This window comes from Mucilaginibacter kameinonensis (assembly GCF_003675385.1).
Classification (GTDB): Bacteria; Bacteroidota; Bacteroidia; order Sphingobacteriales; family Sphingobacteriaceae; genus Mucilaginibacter; species Mucilaginibacter kameinonensis.
This window is the reverse complement of record NZ_RCWZ01000007.1, coordinates 44043-64407: the sequence shown is the minus strand read 5'-3', so window position 1 is coordinate 64407 and position 20365 is coordinate 44043. Positions and strand designations below refer to the sequence as shown.

Annotated in this window: 18 protein-coding genes; 3 read left to right on the top strand and 15 right to left on the bottom strand. The window is 43.2% G+C overall.

The annotated features are described in order from the left end of the window. Window positions 1-179: 179 nt before the first annotated feature. From EAH55_RS28725 to ilvD, 11 genes are all read right to left on the bottom strand, one after another. Entirely contained in the window at window positions 180-569 is a 390-nt protein-coding gene (locus EAH55_RS28725; protein ID WP_162997088.1) for a hypothetical protein, read from the bottom strand. A gap of 11 nt (window positions 570-580) precedes the next feature. Then, a complete protein-coding gene (locus tag EAH55_RS28720) occupies window positions 581-955 on the bottom strand; it encodes a hypothetical protein (RefSeq protein WP_162997087.1) in 375 nt (124 codons plus the stop codon). Window positions 956-987: 32 nt separating this feature from the next. Then, on the bottom strand, window positions 988-2058 hold the full coding sequence (gene leuB, locus EAH55_RS28715; protein WP_121812831.1) for a 3-isopropylmalate dehydrogenase: 1071 nt from the start codon (window positions 2056-2058) through the stop codon (window positions 988-990). A gap of 57 nt (window positions 2059-2115) precedes the next feature. After that, a complete protein-coding gene (locus EAH55_RS28710) occupies window positions 2116-2922 on the bottom strand; it encodes a methyltransferase domain-containing protein (protein ID WP_121812712.1) in 807 nt (268 codons plus the stop codon). Window positions 2923-2991: 69 nt separating this feature from the next. Continuing rightward, window positions 2992-3582 carry a 3-isopropylmalate dehydratase small subunit gene (gene leuD, locus EAH55_RS28705; RefSeq protein ID WP_121812711.1) on the bottom strand — a complete coding sequence of 197 codons (591 nt, stop codon included), beginning with the start codon at window positions 3580-3582 and terminating at the stop codon, window positions 2992-2994. Between the two features lie 59 nt (window positions 3583-3641). Further along, entirely contained in the window at window positions 3642-4055 is a 414-nt protein-coding gene (locus EAH55_RS28700; RefSeq protein WP_121812710.1) for a GxxExxY protein, read from the bottom strand. Window positions 4056-4090: 35 nt separating this feature from the next. Continuing rightward, window positions 4091-5506, bottom strand: coding sequence for a 3-isopropylmalate dehydratase large subunit (leuC, locus tag EAH55_RS28695; RefSeq protein ID WP_121812709.1), 1416 nt, complete (start codon window positions 5504-5506; stop codon window positions 4091-4093). Between the two features lie 195 nt (window positions 5507-5701). Then, a complete protein-coding gene (gene ilvC / locus EAH55_RS28690; protein WP_091213120.1) occupies window positions 5702-6760 on the bottom strand; it encodes a ketol-acid reductoisomerase in 1059 nt (352 codons plus the stop codon). 224 nt (window positions 6761-6984) lie between these two features. After that, complete coding sequence (gene ilvN, locus EAH55_RS28685; protein WP_112572997.1) at window positions 6985-7587, bottom strand: acetolactate synthase small subunit; 603 nt, start codon at window positions 7585-7587, stop codon at window positions 6985-6987. Between the two features lie 22 nt (window positions 7588-7609). Next, window positions 7610-9346, bottom strand: a complete 1737-nt coding sequence (gene ilvB / locus EAH55_RS28680) for a biosynthetic-type acetolactate synthase large subunit (RefSeq protein ID WP_121812708.1) — start codon at window positions 9344-9346, stop codon at window positions 7610-7612. Window positions 9347-9492: 146 nt separating this feature from the next. After that, window positions 9493-11199, bottom strand: coding sequence for a dihydroxy-acid dehydratase (ilvD, locus tag EAH55_RS28675; RefSeq protein ID WP_208644975.1), 1707 nt, complete (start codon window positions 11197-11199; stop codon window positions 9493-9495). 704 nt (window positions 11200-11903) lie between these two features. On the opposite strand from ilvD, the gene EAH55_RS28670 reads away from it, so the two are divergent. Further along, window positions 11904-12683 (top strand): Fic family protein, encoded by a 780-nt coding sequence (locus EAH55_RS28670; RefSeq protein WP_121812707.1) that lies wholly within the window; start codon window positions 11904-11906, stop codon window positions 12681-12683. 111 nt (window positions 12684-12794) lie between these two features. Then, entirely contained in the window at window positions 12795-12998 is a 204-nt protein-coding gene (locus EAH55_RS28665; RefSeq protein ID WP_121812706.1) for a hypothetical protein, read from the top strand. 290 nt (window positions 12999-13288) lie between these two features. Here the strand turns inward: EAH55_RS28665 and atpC are convergent, their stop codons facing one another. The 3 genes from atpC to EAH55_RS28650 all read right to left on the bottom strand — a co-directional run bounded on the left by atpC (window position 13289) and on the right by EAH55_RS28650 (window position 16289). Next, complete coding sequence (gene atpC, locus EAH55_RS28660; RefSeq protein ID WP_091174059.1) at window positions 13289-13540, bottom strand: ATP synthase F1 subunit epsilon; 252 nt, start codon at window positions 13538-13540, stop codon at window positions 13289-13291. Between the two features lie 82 nt (window positions 13541-13622). Further along, the gene (gene atpD, locus EAH55_RS28655) at window positions 13623-15128 is read right to left on the bottom strand and encodes a F0F1 ATP synthase subunit beta (protein WP_112573005.1); all 1506 of its coding nucleotides are present in this window, start codon (window positions 15126-15128) and stop codon (window positions 13623-13625) included. 174 nt (window positions 15129-15302) lie between these two features. Further along, window positions 15303-16289 (bottom strand): NAD(P)H-quinone oxidoreductase, encoded by a 987-nt coding sequence (locus tag EAH55_RS28650; RefSeq protein WP_121812705.1) that lies wholly within the window; start codon window positions 16287-16289, stop codon window positions 15303-15305. A 601-nt stretch (window positions 16290-16890) separates the two neighbouring features. Here EAH55_RS28650 and EAH55_RS28645 point away from each other — a divergent pair. Next, the gene (locus tag EAH55_RS28645; RefSeq protein ID WP_162997086.1) at window positions 16891-17760 is read left to right on the top strand and encodes a GGDEF domain-containing protein; all 870 of its coding nucleotides are present in this window, start codon (window positions 16891-16893) and stop codon (window positions 17758-17760) included. Between the two features lie 76 nt (window positions 17761-17836). On the opposite strand, the gene EAH55_RS28640 is transcribed toward EAH55_RS28645, so the two are convergent. Further along, window positions 17837-20239 (bottom strand): ABC transporter permease, encoded by a 2403-nt coding sequence (locus EAH55_RS28640; protein WP_121812703.1) that lies wholly within the window; start codon window positions 20237-20239, stop codon window positions 17837-17839. Between the last annotated feature and the right edge of the window lie 126 nt (window positions 20240-20365).

Below are 20365 nucleotides of genomic sequence, written 5' to 3'. Positions count from 1 at the left end.
ATTACACCGATGCTTTTGATTACACCGATTATTTTTCCAATTCCCTCCCAAGGGAGGGGTGCGGCAGGTCGTGTAGTGGCAGGGAGGGGTTTCTGTAACATGCATACTTTCCGCACTCTTATCTAATCCCTTCCTCCTCCTTCCCCAGGGAAGGAATCGCACTTGCCCGCGCTTTTATTTTATCCGGTTACCTCGTTAGAGGTAATTGATATTTTTTTGTTTCTAAAGTGCAATGCGATATAAACCACCCCACTTACCAAAAACAAGCTGTTAACCCATATCACCTTACCAATGGCATCTGCCGAAGCAGCCGTTACAACTATTACAACCAGGCTCAGGGCTATAATTACCCATAACATCAGCCTGCTGTTTGAGCGGATGATGGCATAAACTCCGGCTACCTGGGCTGCTATCGCAAACAGCAATACCAGGTTTTCGAGTTTTTCGTTATCATCCATGCTCATGGCCATCAGCATCTCAATAAAGGCGAATGTCCCTCCTCCGTTATTGGCTCCATAGCCACAGAAAAGGAACAATATCATCATGAAGATGCTGAACTTAGTCATCATGATATCAACAGTTAATTGAGATTATCTGCTTTCACGTTAAACTCAATTTTTCGTTCCTTCCCTTCTTTAAGATACCTCTCCACATAAATGGCGGCCATTATCAGGAAAGTTCCGTTTGTCCAGATTACAAGGCTTAGCGCTTCTCGTGACATAATTGTTGCTGCTATTACTAAACTCAGCAAAACGGTTACCCAGAGCATTAGCCTGTTATATGATCGCTTTATGGCTATAAAGCCTGTTATGTGTAAGGCGATTATCGGTAATATCAACAAAATCTCCTTGTCTAAAGCTCCGACAAAAGGTGCTATTATTACAAATAACTCTGCCATTATAAAAGGGCCGCCACCATGCCCTGCTGCAAACATGCAGAACAGGGACAATATCATGATGGCTATCTTTAACCTGGCCATGTACTAATCTATAAATATTCAAGCACTTTTTGGCCCATTGCCGTGGTGCCTAAGATTTTGGCGTTGTCGGTATTGGCATCAGCAATATCGCCGGTACGGTAACCGTCTTTCAGCGTTTTATCAATAGCGTCTGTTATCTTTTTGGCTTCCTCTTTAAGACCGAAGCTTATTTCAAGCATTAGCGCAACAGATAGGATAGAGGCCAACGGATTTGCTTTATCCTGACCGGCAATATCATGTGCCGAACCGTGAATAGGCTCAAAAAAACCTGTTCCATCACCTACCGAAGCTGAAGCCAGCATCCCCATCGAACCTGCAATTTGTGATGCTTCGTCGGTTAGGATATCACCAAAAAGGTTAGCGGTTAATACCACATCAAACTTTTTAGGGTTTTTAACCAGCTGCATGGCCGCGTTATCAATAAACATGTGCTCGGTTTCAACATCCGGATATTGTTTGGCAATTTCCTGTACCACCTCGCGCCATAAGCGTGAAGCCTCCAATACGTTTGCTTTATCAACAGAGCATAACCTTTTGCCACGTACGCGGGCTGCCTCGTAAGCTTTGATAGCGATACGCTCAACTTCGTAACGTGAATAGATCATCAGGTCGGAAGCGGTGTTACGATCTTCGCTGCGTTTTTTCTCGCCGAAGTAAACGTCGCCGGTTAATTCGCGGAAGAAAAGGATATCTGTACCTTTCAATATTTCGGGCTTAAGGCTTGACGCATCCAAAAGCTCATCAAACAACATAATAGGACGCAGGTTGGCATATAAGCCAAGCTCTTTACGGATCTTTAATAATCCCTGCTCCGGACGCACTTTGGCCGACGGATCATTATCGTACTTGATGTGACCGATAGCGCCAAACAGGATAGCATCGCTTGCTTTAGCTTTAGCCAATGTTTCGTCAGGTAGCGGATTACCGGTGGCCTCGATGCCCGCATGACCCATCAGGGCTTCGTCGAAAGTAAATTCGTGGCCAAAATCCTGACCGATTTTTTCTAAAACTGCTTTACCCCAGGTGGTAACCTCCGGGCCTATCCCGTCGCCGGGTATTACTAATATGTGTTTTTTAATTCCCATAACCCTAATCTCTGCCTAAGGCAGCGGTTTTTTGTTTTATAGATGTTTATTTTATTCGGGTTTTACGCCGCGTACTTCTTTTAGTTTCATCACCATTTGCTCAGCTTCATTTTCTATCCAGTTGGTATACTCATCAATAGCCAGCAAGCGCGATTCATCATCAATATAGCCTTCCTCAACCATTTGCTTTGACTGGGCGACTTTTGCCCAGATGCCCGCTTTGCCTTCAAAGTTATATTCGCCTTTTTGATAAACTTCATCGGCATTAAATACTTCGATATTGGTAAAGCCTGCTTCCTGTAAATACTCCGGCAGATCTTCGGCAATATGGTTATTCATGCCAGCATCGCCCCGCCACCTTAAAAAGGTAGCATAAAAGCGCTGCATACTTGCCGGCGGTTGCGGCTGCCATTGTAAAGCCTCGTGATTATAATCCAAAATGGATACTGTGCCACCTGGTTTTAACAGCGAATACATTTTCTTTAAAGCTTCAACCGGATTGCTCAGCCATTGTAACACACGGGCCGATACAATAAGGTCGTACTGTTCTTCCGGCTCAAAGCTGAACAGATCAGTGTAGATCAGTTCCATGTTTTGCACCGAAGCGTAAGTTTCCTTACCGCTCTGGATAAAATATTCGGTATTGTCAATGCCCGTAACATGACCGCTTTCGCCAACCAGCGCCGCAATATCTTTAGAGATAGCGCCTGTACCACAACCCACATCCAACACCTTCAGGCCAGGCCTGAGCAGGGGGGCAAGGGTTGCATAATCATTCGCTAAACTTCGTTCGTCGAATAATTTGGCGGTACCTTTACCTTCTCGCTGAATTACTTTATTGGTTGTTGACTGGTTCATTAGTTCATTTGTTCAATGGTTCATTAGTCTGGTCGGGTTTCTGACCCTTCGCCTTTAACCTTTCAGCTTTTACCTTACAGATTCAAACTCCTCAATCTTGCCTTTTTGGCTCAGGATGTAGTCGATATCATCATAGCCGTTTATCAGGCAGGCTTTTTTGTACGGGTTAACCTCAAAGCTTTCCTGTTCGCCGGTTGCTACAATTTTAATGAACTGGTCAACCAGGTCAATCTCTACTACAGCATGTTCATCGGCATAAACAGCGTCAAAGATCTTCTTTAAAAAGTCTTCGCTTACCTGCACCGGCAGCAGTCCGTTGTTAAGTGCGTTGCCTTTAAAAATATCGGCGAAGAAGCTGCTTACCACGGCATCAAAGCCATAATCGGCAATGGCCCAGGCAGCATGCTCGCGGCTACTGCCGCAACCGAAGTTTTTGCCCGCAACCAAGATCTTACCGCTATAGTTTGGGTTATTAAGCACGAAATCCTGTTTAGGATTATCGTCGCCATCAAAACGCCAATCGCGGAATAAGTTATTGCCAAAACCATCGCGGGTAGTGGCCTTTAAAAACCTTGCAGGGATAATTTGATCCGTATCGATGTTTTCGATAGGCAAAGGCACTACGCTGGTTTGAATGTGTTTAAATATTTTAGTTGCCATAATATTGTCTGAACTCGAATTTTTTGAATTAATGGAATTTTTCGAATCGAATAAATTCCTTAATTCAGATTTGGGACATATTTTTTATTCAATAATCTTTTAAACTCCATGCTTAAGCTGCCGAAGTTTATAAGTAAACCTGTTTGGATGTTATAAGCCTCGAGGTAATTTATAGCTTGAGCTAAATGAACGTTTTCTAACTGAGTAATAGCTTTCAATTCAACCATTATTTCCCCCTCAACAAAGAAATCCACTCTTCTTGTTCCGACTTGTTCGTTACGGTAAAAGATAGGCATCTCCATTTCTCGGACAAATCCAAGTCCTTCCAAACCCATTTCTATTTCTAAGGCTCGTTGATAAATTACTTCCTGGAAACCGTTTCCCAAAGCAGAATGCACGCACATGGCACAGCCAATTATTTTGCTGGTACAATCTTTAAATTCTTCAGGTGTTCGTTTTCTATTAACTTCCATTCTGTTAATTCATTCAATTCCTCTAAAATTCGAGTTCAGACCAATTCCTCTTCCTTCAGGAAAGTGCGAATATCCGTAACCACACCCGTAATAGCGCTTGCTGCCGCGGTTAGCGGGCTGGCAAGGAAAGTACGGCTGTTTGGTCCCTGGCGGCCTTCAAAGTTGCGGTTTGAGGTTGATACGCAGTATTTACCTGCAGGTATTTTGTCCTCGTTCATGCCAAGGCATGCGCTGCAACCTGGTTCGCGGAGCGGGAAACCGGCTTCGTTAAATATTTTATCGAGGCCTTCGGCTATGGCTTGCTGCTGTACTTGTTTTGAGCCGGGAACTACCCATACGGTAACATTATCGGCTTTGTGTTTGCCTTTTACAAACTCGGCAACCTGGCGCAGGTCTTCAATGCGCGAGTTGGTACAGCTGCCGATGAATACGTAATCAATTGGTTTGCCCAATAACGTTTCATCGTCATGCAGGCCCATGTAGTCAAGGGCTTTTTTATATGATCCCTGCTCTTTAGCTTCAAATGAAGCAGTTTCAGGAACGTGTTGTGTAACACCGATGCCCATACCCGGATTGGTTCCGTAGGTGATCATCGGCTCGATATCTTCGGCTTTAAAGGATAATACTTCATCAAAAGCTGCGTCAGCATCAGAATACAAAGTTTCCCAATAAGCAACTGCTTTATCCCACTCTTCGCCTTTAGGGGCAAATTCGCGGCCTTTTACGTAGTTGATGGTGGTTTCATCGGGAGCTATTAGTCCGCAACGTGCACCCATCTCGATACTCATGTTGCAGATGGTCATGCGGCCTTCCATGCTCAATGAGCGGATGGTATCGCCTGCATATTCAACAGCATAACCGGTACCACCGGCAGCCGAGATCTGCGCAATGATGTAAAGGATAATATCTTTGGCACCAACGCCTTTTTGCAATTTTCCGTTTACTTCAATTTTCATGCGTTTTGGGCGCGACTGAAGTAAACATTGCGTAGCCAATACCTGCTCAACCTGCGATGTACCAATACCAAAGGCAATGGCACCAAAAGCGCCGTGGGTTGAAGTATGACTGTCGCCGCAAACATAAGTACCACCCGGACGGGTGATGCCCAGCTCGGGGCCTATAACGTGAACGATACCCTGGTACGGGTGGCCTAAGCCATATAGCTCAACACCAAACTCTTTACAGTTTTTGGTGAGCATATCTACCTGGTAGCGTGAAAGTTCTTCTTTAATGGGTAAGTGCTGATCAATGGTTGGAACGTTGTGATCGGCAGTGGCCACAGTTTGTTTTGGCCTGAAAACAGGTAAGCCTCGCTGACGCAAGCCATCAAATGCCTGCGGACTGGTTACCTCGTGAATGAAATGTGTATCGATATACAAAATATCCGGGAACCCCTCGCTGCTGCTGACGACGTGCGCATCCCAGATCTTATCAAATAATGTTTGTCCCATTTTATTTTAGTTTTAAGTGGCAGTAGCAGTTGCAGTTTTGATTTGCTGCTTGCCCTTAGTTTTAAGTGGCAGTAGCAGCGGCAGTTGCAGTGTTTTACTGCTCCTTTAAACTGCTACTGCCACTAATATATTAAAAGTAGACAGTAACAATCATAGCGGCTTTACTGCCACTAAAAACTGCTACTGCCACTAATATTAAGCTTCTACAACCTGATTTTCAGGGCGTAAGCTGCGTACGGTTTTGCCTGCCTGCCATAATTCGCTTTCGCGTAATTCTTTTAGTTCGGCATCCAGTTTTTCGCGGTAATCTGGCTGGCTATTTGAATCGATAGAACGTTGTGATTCTTTACCGGTAGCAACACTTTCGTAAAGCTCTTCAAACACAGGTTTAGTAGCGTCACGGAATTTTTTCCACCAGTCAAGTGCACCACGTTGAGCAGTAGTTGAACAGTTTGCGTACATCCAGTCCATACCGTTTTCAGCAACAAGCGGCATTAATGATTGGGTAAGCTCTTCAACAGTTTCGTTAAATGCTTCAGATGGTGAGTGACCATGGCTACGTAATACATCGTACTGAGCAGCAAAAATACCTTGAACGCAACCCATTAAAGTACCACGCTCGCCGGTTAAATCGCTGTATACTTCTTTTTTGAAGTTGGTTTCGAATAAGTAACCGCTACCTACAGCGATACCTAAAGCGATAACACGATCAAATGCTTTACCGGTAGCATCCTGGAAGATAGCGTAGCTTGAGTTTAAGCCACGGCCTTGCAGGAACATACGACGTAATGAAGTACCTGAACCTTTAGGAGCAACCAGGAACACGTCAACATCAGCAGGAGGCACAATGCCTGTTTGCTCGTTGAAAGTGATACCAAAGCCGTGAGAGAAATAAAGGGCTTTGCCTGGAGTTAAGTGTTTTTTAACAGTTGGCCATAACGCGATCTGGGCTGCATCGCTCAATAAGTAGCAAATTACAGTTCCTTTTTCTAAAGCTTCTTCAATTTCAAAAAGGGTTTCGCCCGGTACAAAGCCATCGCTGATAGCTTTATCCCAAGTTTTGGTGCCTTTACGCTGACCAACAATTACGTTGATACCGTTATCTTTTTGGTTCAGGGCCTGGCCCGGACCTTGTACACCGTAGCCAATTACCGCTACTACTTCATCTTTTAATACTTCCTGAGCTTTTGATAAAGGGAACTCTTCGCGGGTTACTACGTTTTCTTCAGTGCCGCCGAAATTTAGTTTTGCCATTGTTTTTTGATTTTTGTGATCTCACCGATTGCAGGTGATTTCACCGATTTTATTGTATTAGTAATTTAAGTTTTTGTTTCTTTTTATTAATCCCGTCATTGCGAGGCACAAAGCAATCCCCGATTAGCAGATCGCTCTGCACAGTTCGCGATTGCTTTGTGCCTCGCAATGACGGGGTGGTGTTACCTTTTAGCTTTAGCCTTTCGGCTTTCAGCCTTAGGCTCTTACATCGTAAACACCTTCTCGCCCTGGTTCAGATATTCGTTTTCGATTACCTCTTCGCCTGGTTCAAGTCTTTCAAATTCGCGCAGTTTGCTGTTAAAGCCTTCGCTATCTTTAATGATAGCAACGCGGGCACTGCGTACAAACTCAATCAGACCATAAGGTTGTAATATGCTGATCAGGTTATCAGTTTCCTCGCGGTGACCGGTGGTTTCAAACACCGTGTAGTCCTTACGGATCACTACCGCGCGTGCACCGTTTTCGCGTAATAAACGCTCAACGCTAACCTTTTCGGCAATTACATCGGTTGATACCTTATATAACGCTAATTCCTGCCAAATCACATCTTCGTTGGTATGATAATATGCTTTTAACACCTCAACCTGTTTTTCAATCTGGCGGGTAAGCTTACGCACTACCTCTTCATACTCGTTAATCACGATATTGAAGCGGTGAATACTGTCAATCTCCGACGGGGAAGTATTCAGGCTGTCGATATTGATTTTACGGCGCGTAAATATAATAGCTATCCTGCTTAATAAACCAATTTGGTTTTCGGTATATATGGTGATATTAAATTCCTGTTTTTTTTCTGCTTCGCTCATGATTTTGTCTTTTTTAGAGGGCTTACTTTAACCTGATCTCGCTTACACTGCATCCTTGTGGTACCATCGGGAATACGTTATTCTCTTTGGTAACCATTATTTCTAAAAGGAATGATCCCGGTGTGTTTAGCATTTCATTTAATGCAGCAGTCAAATCTGCACGATCATCAACTAATTTGCCCGGGATGCGGTATGCTGCAGCTAATGCTACAAAATCCGGACTTTGAATATCAACAAATGAGTAACGGCGCTGATTAAACAATTCTTGCCATTGTCTTACCATCCCCAGGAAACGGTTGTTAAGGATGATAATCTTTACATCGATACCGCTTTGCATAATAGTACCCAATTCCTGACAGGTCATCTGGAAACCCCCATCGCCAATAATAGCTACTACTGTACGATCCTGAGCGCCAAATTTAGCGCCTATAGCAGCAGGCAATGCAAAGCCCATAGTGCCTAAACCACCGCTGGTAACGTTGCTGCGGGTATTGTTAAACTTAGCGTAACGGCAAGCTACCATTTGATGCTGGCCTACATCGGTAACAATAACTGCCTCGCCTTTGGTGATCTCGTTAAGTTGTTTGATCACCTCGCCCATGGTCATTTCAGGCGTGGTTGGGTTAAGCTCGTTATGGATAACTGCTTCAACTTCCTGACGGGTGTAGTCGTTAAACTTAGCCAGCCATTCAATGTGTTCTTTCTTTTCGATGGCCTTGGTCAGCAACGGAAGTGTTTCCTTGCAATCGCCCCAAACCGGTACGGTTGATTTTACGTTTTTGTCGATCTCGGCAGGGTCGATATCCAAATGAACAACTTTAGCCTGTTTTGCATATTTATCCAGACGACCGGTTACGCGGTCATCAAAACGCATACCTATCGCGATCAATACATCGCACTCATTGGTTAATACGTTAGGGCCGTAGTTGCCATGCATACCCAACATACCTACGTTTAACGGATGGTCTGACGGGATAGCGCCTGCGCCAAGCACTGTCCATGCTGCAGGGATACCGCTTTTTTCAACAAACGCTTTAAATTCCTGCTCGGCACCGCCCAAAATAACACCCTGACCAAACAGGATGAAAGGTTTTTGAGCGCTATTGATCAGCTCTGCAGCCTGTTGAATGTATTGCGGGCGAACAATAGGTTTCGGCCTGTAGCTGCGGATATGATCGCATGGTTTGTAACCTGCAAAGTCAAATAGCTGAATCTGCGCGTTTTTGGTAATGTCAATCAATACCGGACCTGGCCTGCCGCTGCGGGCGATATAAAATGCCTTGGCAATAACTTCCGGAATTTCGGTAGCATCAGTTATCTGGTAGTTCCATTTAGTAACCGGGGTAGTGATGTTGATCACGTCGGTTTCCTGGAAAGCATCGGTACCTAAAAGGTGCGCGAACACCTGGCCGGTAATACAAACCAATGGTGTGCTGTCAATCTGGGCATCGGCCAAACCTGTTACCAGGTTGGTAGCACCCGGACCGCTGGTGGCAAATACCACGCCCACTTTGCCTGATGTACGTGCATAACCCTGGCCGGCGTGAATGCCGCCCTGTTCATGACGTACCAGTATGTGGTTCAGTTTATCATTGTAATCAAACAAAGCATCATAAATTGGCATAATAGCGCCACCTGGGTAACCAAAAATGGTATCGGTACCTTCGGCTATTAATGCTTCCAATAATGCTACCGATCCTGAAACATTTACGGTTTCGGCGGCGGCGGGTGCGGTTAGTGTATCTTGTGCAACTTCCATACCTGTATTTTTTTATATTTATAGCACGTTTTGAGGGTGCTAAATTGATTTTACTCTCTTTGTCTCTAATTTGCTAAAATGAACGCGTTTAACCCGTATTCACTTTATTCATGGCTTTTTTAACGAGCCATTTTGTTCATTATTTACTATTCGTCGGTAACGCAGCCTTCAGCAGCGGTAGTTACGTTTTTAGCGTAACGGTATAACACACCCTTGGTAACCTTCAGCGCCGGTTTTTGCCATGCGGCACGGCGTGCGGCTATTTCTTCTTGCGGCAGCGAAACGTTTATCTTGTTTGCAATAGCATCAATCTCAATAATATCATCGTCTTTCACCATCGCTATAAACCCGCCATCGTAAGCCTCGGGTGTGATGTGACCGACGACGAAGCCGTGAGTACCGCCACTAAAGCGTCCATCGGTAATTAATGCTACTGAGCTACCTAAACCTGCACCAAATATGGCCGAGGTTGGTTTCAGCATTTCTGGCATGCCTGGCGCGCCTTTAGGGCCTACATTGCGGATCACCACAACATCGCCTTTTTTAACACGGCCGCTCTGGATACCGGCAATCAGTTCAAACTCGCCGTCAAACACACGGGCAGGGCCAGTGAAGCGCTCACCTTCTTTTCCGGTGATCTTGGCAACACTACCACCTTCTGCAAGGTTTCCGTACAGGATTTGCAGGTGACCGGTAGCTTTGATTGGGTTTTCAACAGGTTTGATGATCTTTTGAGTTTCAAATTCCAGTGCAGGAATCTCTGCAAGGTTTTCGGCAATGGTTTTGCCTGTAACTGTAAGGCAATCGCCATGCAGCCAGCCTTGCTCCAAACAATATTTCATTACAGCCGGAACACCGCCAATGTTGTGCAGGTCTTCCATCATGTATTTACCGCTTGGTTTCATATCGGCCAGTACCGGGATACGGTTACTTACAGTCTGGAAATCATCCTGGTTTAATTTAACATCAACGCTTTTGGCCATTGCAATAAGGTGCAATACCGCGTTGGTTGAACCACCCAGTACCATGATCACAACAATAGCATTTTCAAATGCTTCGCGGGTCATGATGTCTGATGGTTTAATATCTTTTTCTAACAATACCTTGATAGCTTTACCGGCCGCAAGGCATTCTGCTTTTTTCTCGTCGCTTAGTGCAGGGTTTGATGACGAATATGGCAAGCTCATACCCAATGCTTCGATAGCTGCAGCCATAGTGTTTGCAGTGTAAATACCACCGCATGCACCGGCACTTGGGCAGGCATTTTTAATTACGCCCATGAAATCAACATCATCTATCTGGCCGGCAATTTTTTTGCCTAAGGCTTCAAATGCTGATACTATGTTCAGGTCTTCACCTTTCCAATGGCCCGGTTTAATGGTACCACCGTAAACCATGATTGACGGACGGTTTAAGCGGCCCATAGCCATTATAGAACCAGGCATGTTTTTATCACAACCTGGCAGGGTAATTAAGCCATCATAATATTGAGCACCGGTAACAGCCTCAATTGAGTCGGCAATGATATCGCGGCTTACCAATGAGTAACGCATACCCTCGGTACCGTTGCTCATGCCATCGCTTACGCCAATGGTGTGGAAAATGAGCCCCACCATATCTTCATCCCAGATACCTTGTTTAACCAGTTTTGCCAGATCGTTAAGGTGCATGTTGCAGGTATTACCATCGTAACCCATGCTGGCCACGCCGACCTGTGCTTTGCGCATATCGTCGTCTGTTAAGCCGATCCCGTAAAGCATAGCCTGTGCTGCAGGCTGCGTTGGGTCCTGGGTAAAGGTTTTGCTATACTTGTTCAATTCTATAGCCTTGGTGGTATCTGATGATGAACTCATTTTATTAATTATGTAGACAGTTTTAGTACTTTAATTTTGTTGGTGATACTGGTTTACTTGGTATCGAAAATCAATATATGTAAGGTAGCCATCGCATCAGGCAATAGCAATAGTCGCCACTGATTTTTTGAAATAAGAATTATATTTTAATTAGTTATTATTATTGGAATTTTATTCTGTTTATTTATAATATAAAGATATAAAATTTTTAATGAAATATACCAAAGTTCAAAACGGTATTCGGTATGTTTTTTATGCATGCATAGTAAGTTGTCGATTTTCTGCCTGAAATGGGAAAAAGGAGAGGTGAAGTTAAGAAAAATAGGCTTGCACTCGCACGCTTAAACGTCTGCGCTTGAACGATAGTAAATAGTAGGCGTACACGCTCCCGAGGGATAGTAAGCGTGGACGCTTGATCTGCATTAGTTTTTAAATACCCCTCTTGAGAGGGGGCGCGGAGGATAGCGTGGTAGTAGGGGCGGATACGTCGATCTATCTAAGCAGAAACACACCCCTACACCCCTCTCAAGAGGGGAATCGCACGATCCCCCGTTTTTGTTTTTCAAGTCAATAGTTATCAAACTGGCGCTTAAATACAGGCGCTTATTACTCTTGTTATATTATAATGTATCTACATCACGAAATTATTCCAATTTAGAAATTAATAAAAGTAAGACGTAGCTTTGCTAATCGTTATTCTCCGTATGAAGGATCTCGCTTTTGAAATATTACCCATTGATTTGCTGGATGATTATCTCCGGCAGGCGCCTCAAACTTTGCTTCAAAGTTTTGAGCAATTGGCAGATAGTGAACTATCAAAAGGTTCCTTTAGTTTTTACACTTCTGTTTCGGCAGTTTTCTCATCAAAAATTGAAGGAGTGGATATTGAGCTTGATTCGTTCACAAAGCATAAAATGCTTGGTGTTCAATTTTTGCCAAAATATATCCAGAAAGCAGATGATCTGTACGAAGCATATCAGTTTGCCAAAAAGGCTAAACTCAATTATCATTCAGTTCAGGAAGCCCACCGTTTGCTTACCAAGCATATTTTAAAGGAAGCCCGCCGCGGGCAATTACGTGCCGGCAACATGCCGGTAACAGCCGCGGATGGAAAAGATGAATATATAACCTGCTCTCCGGGCCTGATAAAAGAAAAGCTTGAAATGCTTTTTAGTGATATTACCCTGCTGCTAAAAACAAAATTAACCGCTACCGAAGTGTTCTTTTGCGCTGCTATGCTGCATCTGGTATTTGTAAAAATCCACCCCTTTGAAGATGGTAACGGGCGCATGGCGCGCTTATTAGAAAAATGGTTTATAGCCGAAAAGCTTGGCCCGAAAGCCTGGTTTCTGCAATCAGAAAAATACTACTACGATCATCATCGGGATTATTATCACAATATCAGGTTACTCGGGCTTGAGTACGACCTGTTAGATTACTCGGCGGCTTTACCTTTTTTGCTGATGTTGCCTGATTCTTTTTAGCTTATTTTTATTCTGGCTGTTTAAAGAAAGTGCCTGATCCTGAATTATAAAAATAGGATTTGAATTTATTTTTTTTATACCTTTATACTAATCTAAATCTTATCAGCCTGAATGAAAAAACTCCTGCTTGTAGCCCTGCTGTTTTTGACGGTAAATCTTTCTGCTCAAACAAAAAAGAAACCCGTTGAAACAACTTCTGTAAGTAAGTCAGCTTTTATTTCTGCTGCTAAGACTACTATCGTAATTAAAGGAAACATTAAAAATTTTATTGGTGATATAGCTGGTATCCCGCATTATGTAGCCATTGGGTGCTGATGGAAAAATAGGGAAGAATAACAGTGCAAGGCTGTTTTACGGTGATGCGCTTATTGCCTGGGCCTGACAAGGCTTTGAAATAATATTTATGAACGTCGTCATGTATTGTGAGGTACGAAGCAATCCCCAGGGCAATTACAGGGTAGTTTTTTGCATGGGCCACTCTGCTAATAGGAGATTGCTTCGTACATTACAATAATGATGTTTACGTATAGCCCCGAAAAAAGGGTACAAAAAAGCCCGGATAAAACTTATCCGGGCTTTATAATTTTAATAAAATTGCTTATCGCTTATTTGTGCTGAATGCCTTCGGCTAAAACAGTTACTTTATTGTTTAATGCTTCCACAACACCGCCTTTAATAAAAAACACTTCTTCTTTAGCTGCACCACCGCGTACGGTAAGTTTGCCATCCTGAAGGGTGGAAATAATAGGGGCGTGGTTGTTCAGTATTTCAAATAATCCCAAAGCACCAGGTAAGGTTACCGAGGTAGCCTCGCCTTCGTAAACTTTTTTATCGGGAGTAAGAATTTCTAATGTCATGCTTTTTTAGATTCAAGATTTAAGAACCAAGAGCCAGGGTTTTGCTGTTCTTGATTCTTGAATCTTATTTTCTTGCTTCTTATTAAGAGTTAGCTTCAGCCAACAGCTTTTTGCCTTTTTCGATAGCATCGTCAATGCTGCCAACTAAGTTGAAAGCTGCTTCAGGGTACTCATCAACTTCACCGTCCATGATCATGTTGAAACCTTTGATGGTATCTTTAATGTCAACCAGTACACCTTTTAAGCCGGTGAACTGCTCGGCAACGTGGAACGGCTGTGACAAGAAACGCTGAACACGACGAGCGCGCGATACAACTAACTTATCTTCTTCAGAAAGCTCATCCATACCTAAGATGGCGATGATATCCTGAAGCTCTTTGTAGCGCTGTAAAGTTTCTTTAACACGTTGAGCTGTATTGTAGTGCTCATCACCTAAAACAGCTGGGCTAAGGATACGTGAGGTTGAATCCAATGGATCCACCGCAGGGTAAATACCAAGCTCGGCAATTTTACGTGAAAGTACGGTAGTAGCATCTAAGTGGGCGAAGGTTGTAGCCGGCGCCGGGTCAGTCAAGTCATCCGCAGGTACGTAAACGGCCTGTACTGAAGTGATTGAACCACGTTTGGTTGAGGTGATACGTTCTTGCATGGTACCCATCTCGGTAGCAAGCGTTGGCTGGTAACCTACCGCTGATGGCATACGACCTAATAGCGCTGATACTTCTGAACCTGCCTGTGTAAAGCGGAAGATGTTGTCGATAAAGAAAAGGATATCACGGCCTTTACCATCTTCATCACCATCACGGAAATACTCGGCAATAGTTAAGCCTGAAAGGGCCACACGTGCACGTGCACCCGGCGGCTCGTTCATTTGGCCGAACACGAATGTTGCTTTTGAATCTTTCATGGCTTCGGTATCTACTTTAGATAGATCCCAGCCGCCTTCTTCCATTGAATGCATGAAAGCGTCGCCATATTTTATAATGCCTGATTCAAGCATCTCACGTAAAAGGTCATTACCTTCACGTGTACGCTCACCAACACCCGCAAATACAGATAAACCTGCATAAGCTTTAGCGATGTTGTTGATCAGTTCCTGGATCAATACTGTTTTACCTACACCGGCACCACCAAACAGACCGATTTTACCACCTTTTGCATAAGGCTCTAAAAGGTCGATAACTTTAATACCTGTAAAAAGTACTTCAGTTTCGGTAGATAGGTCTTCAAACCTTGGAGGGGTTGCGTGAATAGGACGACCATTTGATTTGTCAAGATCAGCGATACCGTCGATAGCATCACCTACCACGTTAAATACGCGGCCTTTGATGTTGTCGCCTACCGGCATTTTGATAGCAGCTTCGGTATCTAAAACCTTCATACCGCGTAACAAGCCGTCAGTCGAGTCCATCGCGATAGCACGTACACGATCTTCGCCTAAGTGCTGCTGAACCTCTAAAATAACTTTTTGGCCATTGTCTTTAGTGATCTCTAACGCGTCATAAATTTTAGGAAGATGAGCGTCATCAGCGAAACTTACGTCAACTACCGGACCAATGATCCTTGAAATTTTTCCAATGTTTGGCATATATAACCTGGTGTTTTTTAAAAAATGCTTTTACTGAACAGCTACATACATCATTTGTAACAGGAATGTATAAGATGCTATTTCAGAGGCGCAAAGTTAAGATTTCTATCCAATTATTTAAATACTGAATCAAGTTTTTTAAACGATAATTTCAACATTGTTAATTAGTTGGTTTTAATGTTCAAAACTCAGCACAATTTTGCCTGTATGTGTACTGCTTTCCATTAACTTATGAGCGGCGGCGGCATCCTCAGCGCCAAATGTTTTATATATCACCGGTTTTATAGCTCCCGATTCAATCAGCGGCCAGATTTTTTGCTCCAGGTTTTTAGCGATCGCGGTTTTAAAAGCAACTTCTCTGCTCCTTAACATAGAGCCCGTAATGATGAGCCTTTTGGCCATTACTTTACTCAAATCAAGCTTCACTTCGCGGCCATTCATGGCGTTGATCATAACCAGGCGTCCTTCAATAGCCAGTGAATCGATATTACCGGGCATATAGTCGCCGCCGATCATGTCCAGGATCACGTTAACGCCAACGCTATGGGTTAGCGATTTGATCGCATCTTTAAAATTAGTTGTTTTATAGTTGATGGCTTTATCTGCGCCAAGCTGCTCACAAAAGCTGCATTTTTCATCAGAGCTCGCTGTTACATAAACGGTGCTGCCCAAAGCTTTGGCCATTTGAATAGCCGTAACACCAATGCCGCTTGATCCGCCATGTATCAACAGCGATTGGTGGGGTTGAAGCTTACCACGATCAAACACATTGCTCCACACGGTAAAAAATGTTTCAGGCAGTGAAGCAGCCTCAGCAAAGCTTAAGTTAGCAGGCACGGGCAGGCATTGGCCTTCGGGCGCTTTGCAATATTCGGCATAACCACCGCCTGTAACCAGTGCGCAAACCTTATCGCCTGGTTTCCATTGGATAACGGCATCGCCCACTTCGACAATTACACCTGTCACTTCCAGTCCGGGGATATCTGCAGACGCTCCGGCAGGCGGGGGGTAGTTCCCTTTGCGCTGAAAAATATCGGGCCGGTTAACACCTGCCGCCATTACTTTAATCAGTACTTCGTCGGCTCCATATTGGGGTTTGGGCCTTTCGGCAAGCTGTAAAACTTCCGGGCCGCCGGGTTGAGTAATTACTATTGCTTTCATTTTGTTAAATATCAGCATTAGTAGGAGTTATTTGACTTTTATGTCGACATTCATTTAGAGTAATTATACAAGCATATTAAACAATAGTATTAATTAAATTGTATAATTAAATTAATTGAGTTAAATTTGTTTGTTATTAAATTTTAATAACAAGAAAGCCCCCGGAGTCGTTACCTCCGAAGGCTTAAAATACAATGGCTTCGACGCCTCTAATGGAACTCAGACCTCTGATATGATATCGAAAGCTAAAAAGGCCTTCTTGTTGTATTGGAGGTTTTCCTTTGTATCTATAACAAATGTAGATAAACATATCCGTTTCCAAAAATTTCCTCCTAATAATATTAGCTAAATATGCGTTTTTAGCAACACTTTATTGTGGTACTTTACTTTTTGCTGACTAATTATAAATTTAGTTTAATAGTGTTTCAAAAAGACACAGGTAGCCGATGCTCTATTTGGCCTGCCCTTCATAATTGCGCAAGGAAAATATCTTATTCTTATAGCTATAAGCTGGATATAGGCTTCGGATTAAAACTAATTGTTATAAATTTATATCATCTTAAATTATTAGAAAGTTTGATTGTTTAACAGCTCAAATATCGTGGAACCCCGAAAACTCATAACATCACTCGGAGTAATACTGACAACTATTACCGGTGTGATTTTATTTTTTACAGAGTTTGATAAAATTAAAGGTTTCTTTTTTCCTGCCGGGATAGCTATTAGTGTTCCATTGTATGTTTTTTCGTTATTAGGTATTGGTATACTGGTGTTTTACAGCGTATATATCTTTTATTTCAAGGAAGTTACCAGTCATAAAAAAACCAAAACCGAATTGGAAAATGTGAAGGCGCTATTACTGGATTCGGAAAGAATGCGCTTGATTGATTTTGTGACCGGAATAGCCAATCAGGAAAAATTCAAAATAGATATCCAAAACAGGCCCAAAGAATTATTTCATCTGATCTTGATAGACTTAGATGGTTTTGGTGAGATAAATAAGAAACAAGGGTTTCAAAAAGGTGATGAAGTGATCAGGACAATTGCTCAGGACCTGTTTGCCAGGATGAGGAGGGATGAAGAAATCTACAAAAGGGATTATAAGCTTGAAAATAACTTCATGAAACGCATCTACCGAAAATATACAGGAGGAGATGAATTTATTTTTCTGATAAAAGGTCCGCAATATGAGTCTGTTGGTTTTTTAGCGAGGATTCAAAAGCAGTTGGAAGAGCTTAATACTGAATCTCCTGTTTTTTTAAGTTACAAAATAACCTTTCACGGCGCTATCGTGCCACTATATCCGTCAGATACCTATGAGCAAGCTTATGATAAGTTGCAAAGAGGGTTTGTGCAGGCTGCCGAAGAAAGTAACGGGCTACGGGTGTATTGGGATAAAAGTGAAGAAGATACATTTGTGAAATACAAATCTTTGTATGATAATGCAAGAAGGATTTTTAAGATCCAATAATTGGGGAGATGTTAGTTTGCTGCCCGTACTGCCACTTTTTACATAGGCACATAAGCAAAAAACAACCTCATATTACTTAATCCCCATCCCTCAAACTCTGAACCGGGTTAGCAGCGGCGGCCCTGAATGATTGGATGCTGATGGTAGCAAAGGCAATTAGTATCGCTCCCGAACCAGCTAATATCACCATCCACCATTGGATATTTTGGCGATAAGCAAAACCCTGTAACCACTTGTTCATGGTTAGCCATGCCAACGGCGCAGCTATGGCGAATGATATGATCACCAGTTTTACAAAATCTTTTGATAGCATGGTTACAATGGCAGTGATGCTTGCACCCAGCACCTTCCTGATGCTAATTTCCCGGTTGCGTTGCTCGGCGGCATAAGCCGCGAGGCCAAACAGGCCAAGGCAGGCAATTACAATGGCCAAGCTCGTAAATGTTATAAAAAGCTGGCCCATGCGTTGCTCGGTACGGTAAAGGGCATCGAAATCGGCATCCATGAACGAATAGTCAAAATGCTCATTTGGGGCAATGGTTTTCCATTTTTTTTCTATCCCCGCCATCAGGGCGGGCAGGTTATGGGTGTTTACGCGGATACTTAAACGCGCCAGCCAGTCGTTATCAAGCGCCATCACCAGCGGGGTAACATTATCGCGTAGCGAGCTGAAATTGAAATCTTTTACTACGCCTATCACATGATATTTTTTGATATCCTTGGCTATACCAGTAGTAACGGTTTTACCAATGGCATTATCGCCATAACCAAATACTTTCGCGGCGGTTTCATTGATGATCATCCCTGTCGAATCAGTTCTGAATTCTCCGGAAAACCCGCGGCCTGTTTTCATTTGCATGCCCATGGTGCCAATGTAGTCTTCATCTATTTTCCAGAATTGGGTAGATTGCCCTTCTTTCTTCTCGCCCGGCGATACGTAGTTTAAAACTTTGTTGTTGGCTGTAGGCAAAAAGCTGGTTAGGGTGGCGTTAACAACCCCGGATAACTTTTTAATTTCCTGTTTCAGTAGTTCGGGATGTTCAAGCGTGTTAACATTATTAAGGATAAGCACCTGGTTGCGGTTAAAGCCCAGGTCTTTGTTCCGGATATAATTAAGCTGATTATAAATAACCAGGGTGCCTATCACCAAAAATATTGAGATAGAAAACTGGAAAACCACCAGCGTACTCCGGAAGGCACCGCCTTTAAACCCTGTAGAGATCTTTCCTTTTAAAACGTTAATGGGCTGAAAGGCCGAAAGGAAGAAAGCAGGATAAGAGCCCGCTAAAATGCCAACGATAATAACAATGGTTAATAAGGAGGGAAGAAGCCAGGTTATGGTCTGTGCATTTATAGTTAATTGTTTGTTTGATAAATGATTGAATAAAGGCAATAAGGCCCAGGCAGCCATCACTGCTATAATGGCCGCAGTGAAAGTCACGATCAGTGACTCGGCAAGGAACTGGAAAATGAGGTGACTGCGGGATGAGCCTAACACTTTGCGTACACCAACCTCGCGGGCGCGGTTAGCCGAGCGGGCTGTAGACAGGTTCATGAAGTTAATACAAGCTAAAAGGAGGATGAAAACCGCCACTGCTGCAAAAATGTAAACGTACTGGCTGTTGCCGTTTGCGCCCAGTTCCATTACCCGGTTTGATTTAAGGTGGATATCTGTTACTGGCATCAGGCCCAACTTAAAGTAATTACCGCCTGCGGTAAATTTGCTGTAGTTCATGGTGCTTGAACCTTTGAGGCCCTCTTTCATCACGGCATTAAGCTTTGATTCGAGGCGGGGAACATTTGAACTGGGTTTAAGCAGCAAATAGGTGGCAAAGGCGGTTAACCTATTCCACGGAGCATCATTGCTAACCGGCCCGGCCGACAGTAAAAAGTTGGCCCTGAAATGTGATTGTACCGGCATATCTTTCATTACCCCGGTTATTTTGAGCGATGTGTTACTTGTTACCAAAAACAAAGTTTGCCCAACCACATTGCCGCGGTTAAAATATTTTTGAGCCATCGACTCAGCAATAACCACCGTGTTAGGTTCTTTCAAAGCTGTTTTTGCGTCTCCGAAGAGTAAGGGGAGGCTGAATACATCAAAAATATTGGGCTCGCTGTAAAAAGTTGAGCCATCTTCCCGCACAATTTCATCACCTTTTTTAAAACGGATATTGAGTGCAGGTGTTACGCGCACTGCTGTTTCAACTTCCGGGCATTCGGTTTTTAAAACGTTGGCAACCGGGATGGCGGTTATGGCATATTCGGTAAGCGTACCGCTAAACTTTAGGTCGGTATTTACCCGGTATACACGCTCGTGTTTGGTGTTATACCGGTCATAACTTAATTCATCTACCACATAAAAGGTAATAAGCAAGCAAATGGCCAAGCCCAGTGCCAGGCCTAAAATATTGATGAAAGTGAATCCCTTATTTTTAAGCAGACTGCGAAAAGCGGTTTTAAAATAGTTCCTGATCATACCATAAAGAGGTTTATGTCATAAAGCTATAACTAAATTTTTAGTTATTCAAGATAATTAACTAATTATTTAGTTTTAAGATTATTTAATCAAGCTTTATATAAAGGAAGCAAGCATTTAAACATC

What these genes read in the sequence shown, in the direction of transcription:
- EAH55_RS28670 (WP_121812707.1), top strand. Translation starts at nt 11,904, where the DNA reads ATGAAGGATCTCGCTTTTGAAATATTACCCATTGATTTGCTGGATGAT.
- EAH55_RS28640 (WP_121812703.1), bottom strand. Translation starts at nt 20,239, where the DNA reads ATGATCAGGAACTATTTTAAAACCGCTTTTCGCAGTCTGCTTAAAAAT.
- EAH55_RS28700 (WP_121812710.1), bottom strand. Translation starts at nt 4,055, where the DNA reads ATGGAAGTTAATAGAAAACGAACACCTGAAGAATTTAAAGATTGTACC.
- EAH55_RS28720 (WP_162997087.1), bottom strand. Translation starts at nt 955, where the DNA reads ATGATATTGTCCCTGTTCTGCATGTTTGCAGCAGGGCATGGTGGCGGC.
- atpD (WP_112573005.1), bottom strand. Translation starts at nt 15,128, where the DNA reads ATGCCAAACATTGGAAAAATTTCAAGGATCATTGGTCCGGTAGTTGAC.
- EAH55_RS28725 (WP_162997088.1), bottom strand. Translation starts at nt 569, where the DNA reads ATGATGACTAAGTTCAGCATCTTCATGATGATATTGTTCCTTTTCTGT.
- ilvD (WP_208644975.1), bottom strand. Translation starts at nt 11,199, where the DNA reads ATGAGTTCATCATCAGATACCACCAAGGCTATAGAATTGAACAAGTAT.
- EAH55_RS28650 (WP_121812705.1), bottom strand. Translation starts at nt 16,289, where the DNA reads ATGAAAGCAATAGTAATTACTCAACCCGGCGGCCCGGAAGTTTTACAG.
- leuD (WP_121812711.1), bottom strand. Translation starts at nt 3,582, where the DNA reads ATGGCAACTAAAATATTTAAACACATTCAAACCAGCGTAGTGCCTTTG.
- leuC (WP_121812709.1), bottom strand. Translation starts at nt 5,506, where the DNA reads ATGGGACAAACATTATTTGATAAGATCTGGGATGCGCACGTCGTCAGC.
- EAH55_RS28710 (WP_121812712.1), bottom strand. Translation starts at nt 2,922, where the DNA reads ATGAACCAGTCAACAACCAATAAAGTAATTCAGCGAGAAGGTAAAGGT.
- ilvC (WP_091213120.1), bottom strand. Translation starts at nt 6,760, where the DNA reads ATGGCAAAACTAAATTTCGGCGGCACTGAAGAAAACGTAGTAACCCGC.
- EAH55_RS28665 (WP_121812706.1), top strand. Translation starts at nt 12,795, where the DNA reads ATGAAAAAACTCCTGCTTGTAGCCCTGCTGTTTTTGACGGTAAATCTT.
- atpC (WP_091174059.1), bottom strand. Translation starts at nt 13,540, where the DNA reads ATGACATTAGAAATTCTTACTCCCGATAAAAAAGTTTACGAAGGCGAG.
- ilvN (WP_112572997.1), bottom strand. Translation starts at nt 7,587, where the DNA reads ATGAGCGAAGCAGAAAAAAAACAGGAATTTAATATCACCATATATACC.
- ilvB (WP_121812708.1), bottom strand. Translation starts at nt 9,346, where the DNA reads ATGGAAGTTGCACAAGATACACTAACCGCACCCGCCGCCGCCGAAACC.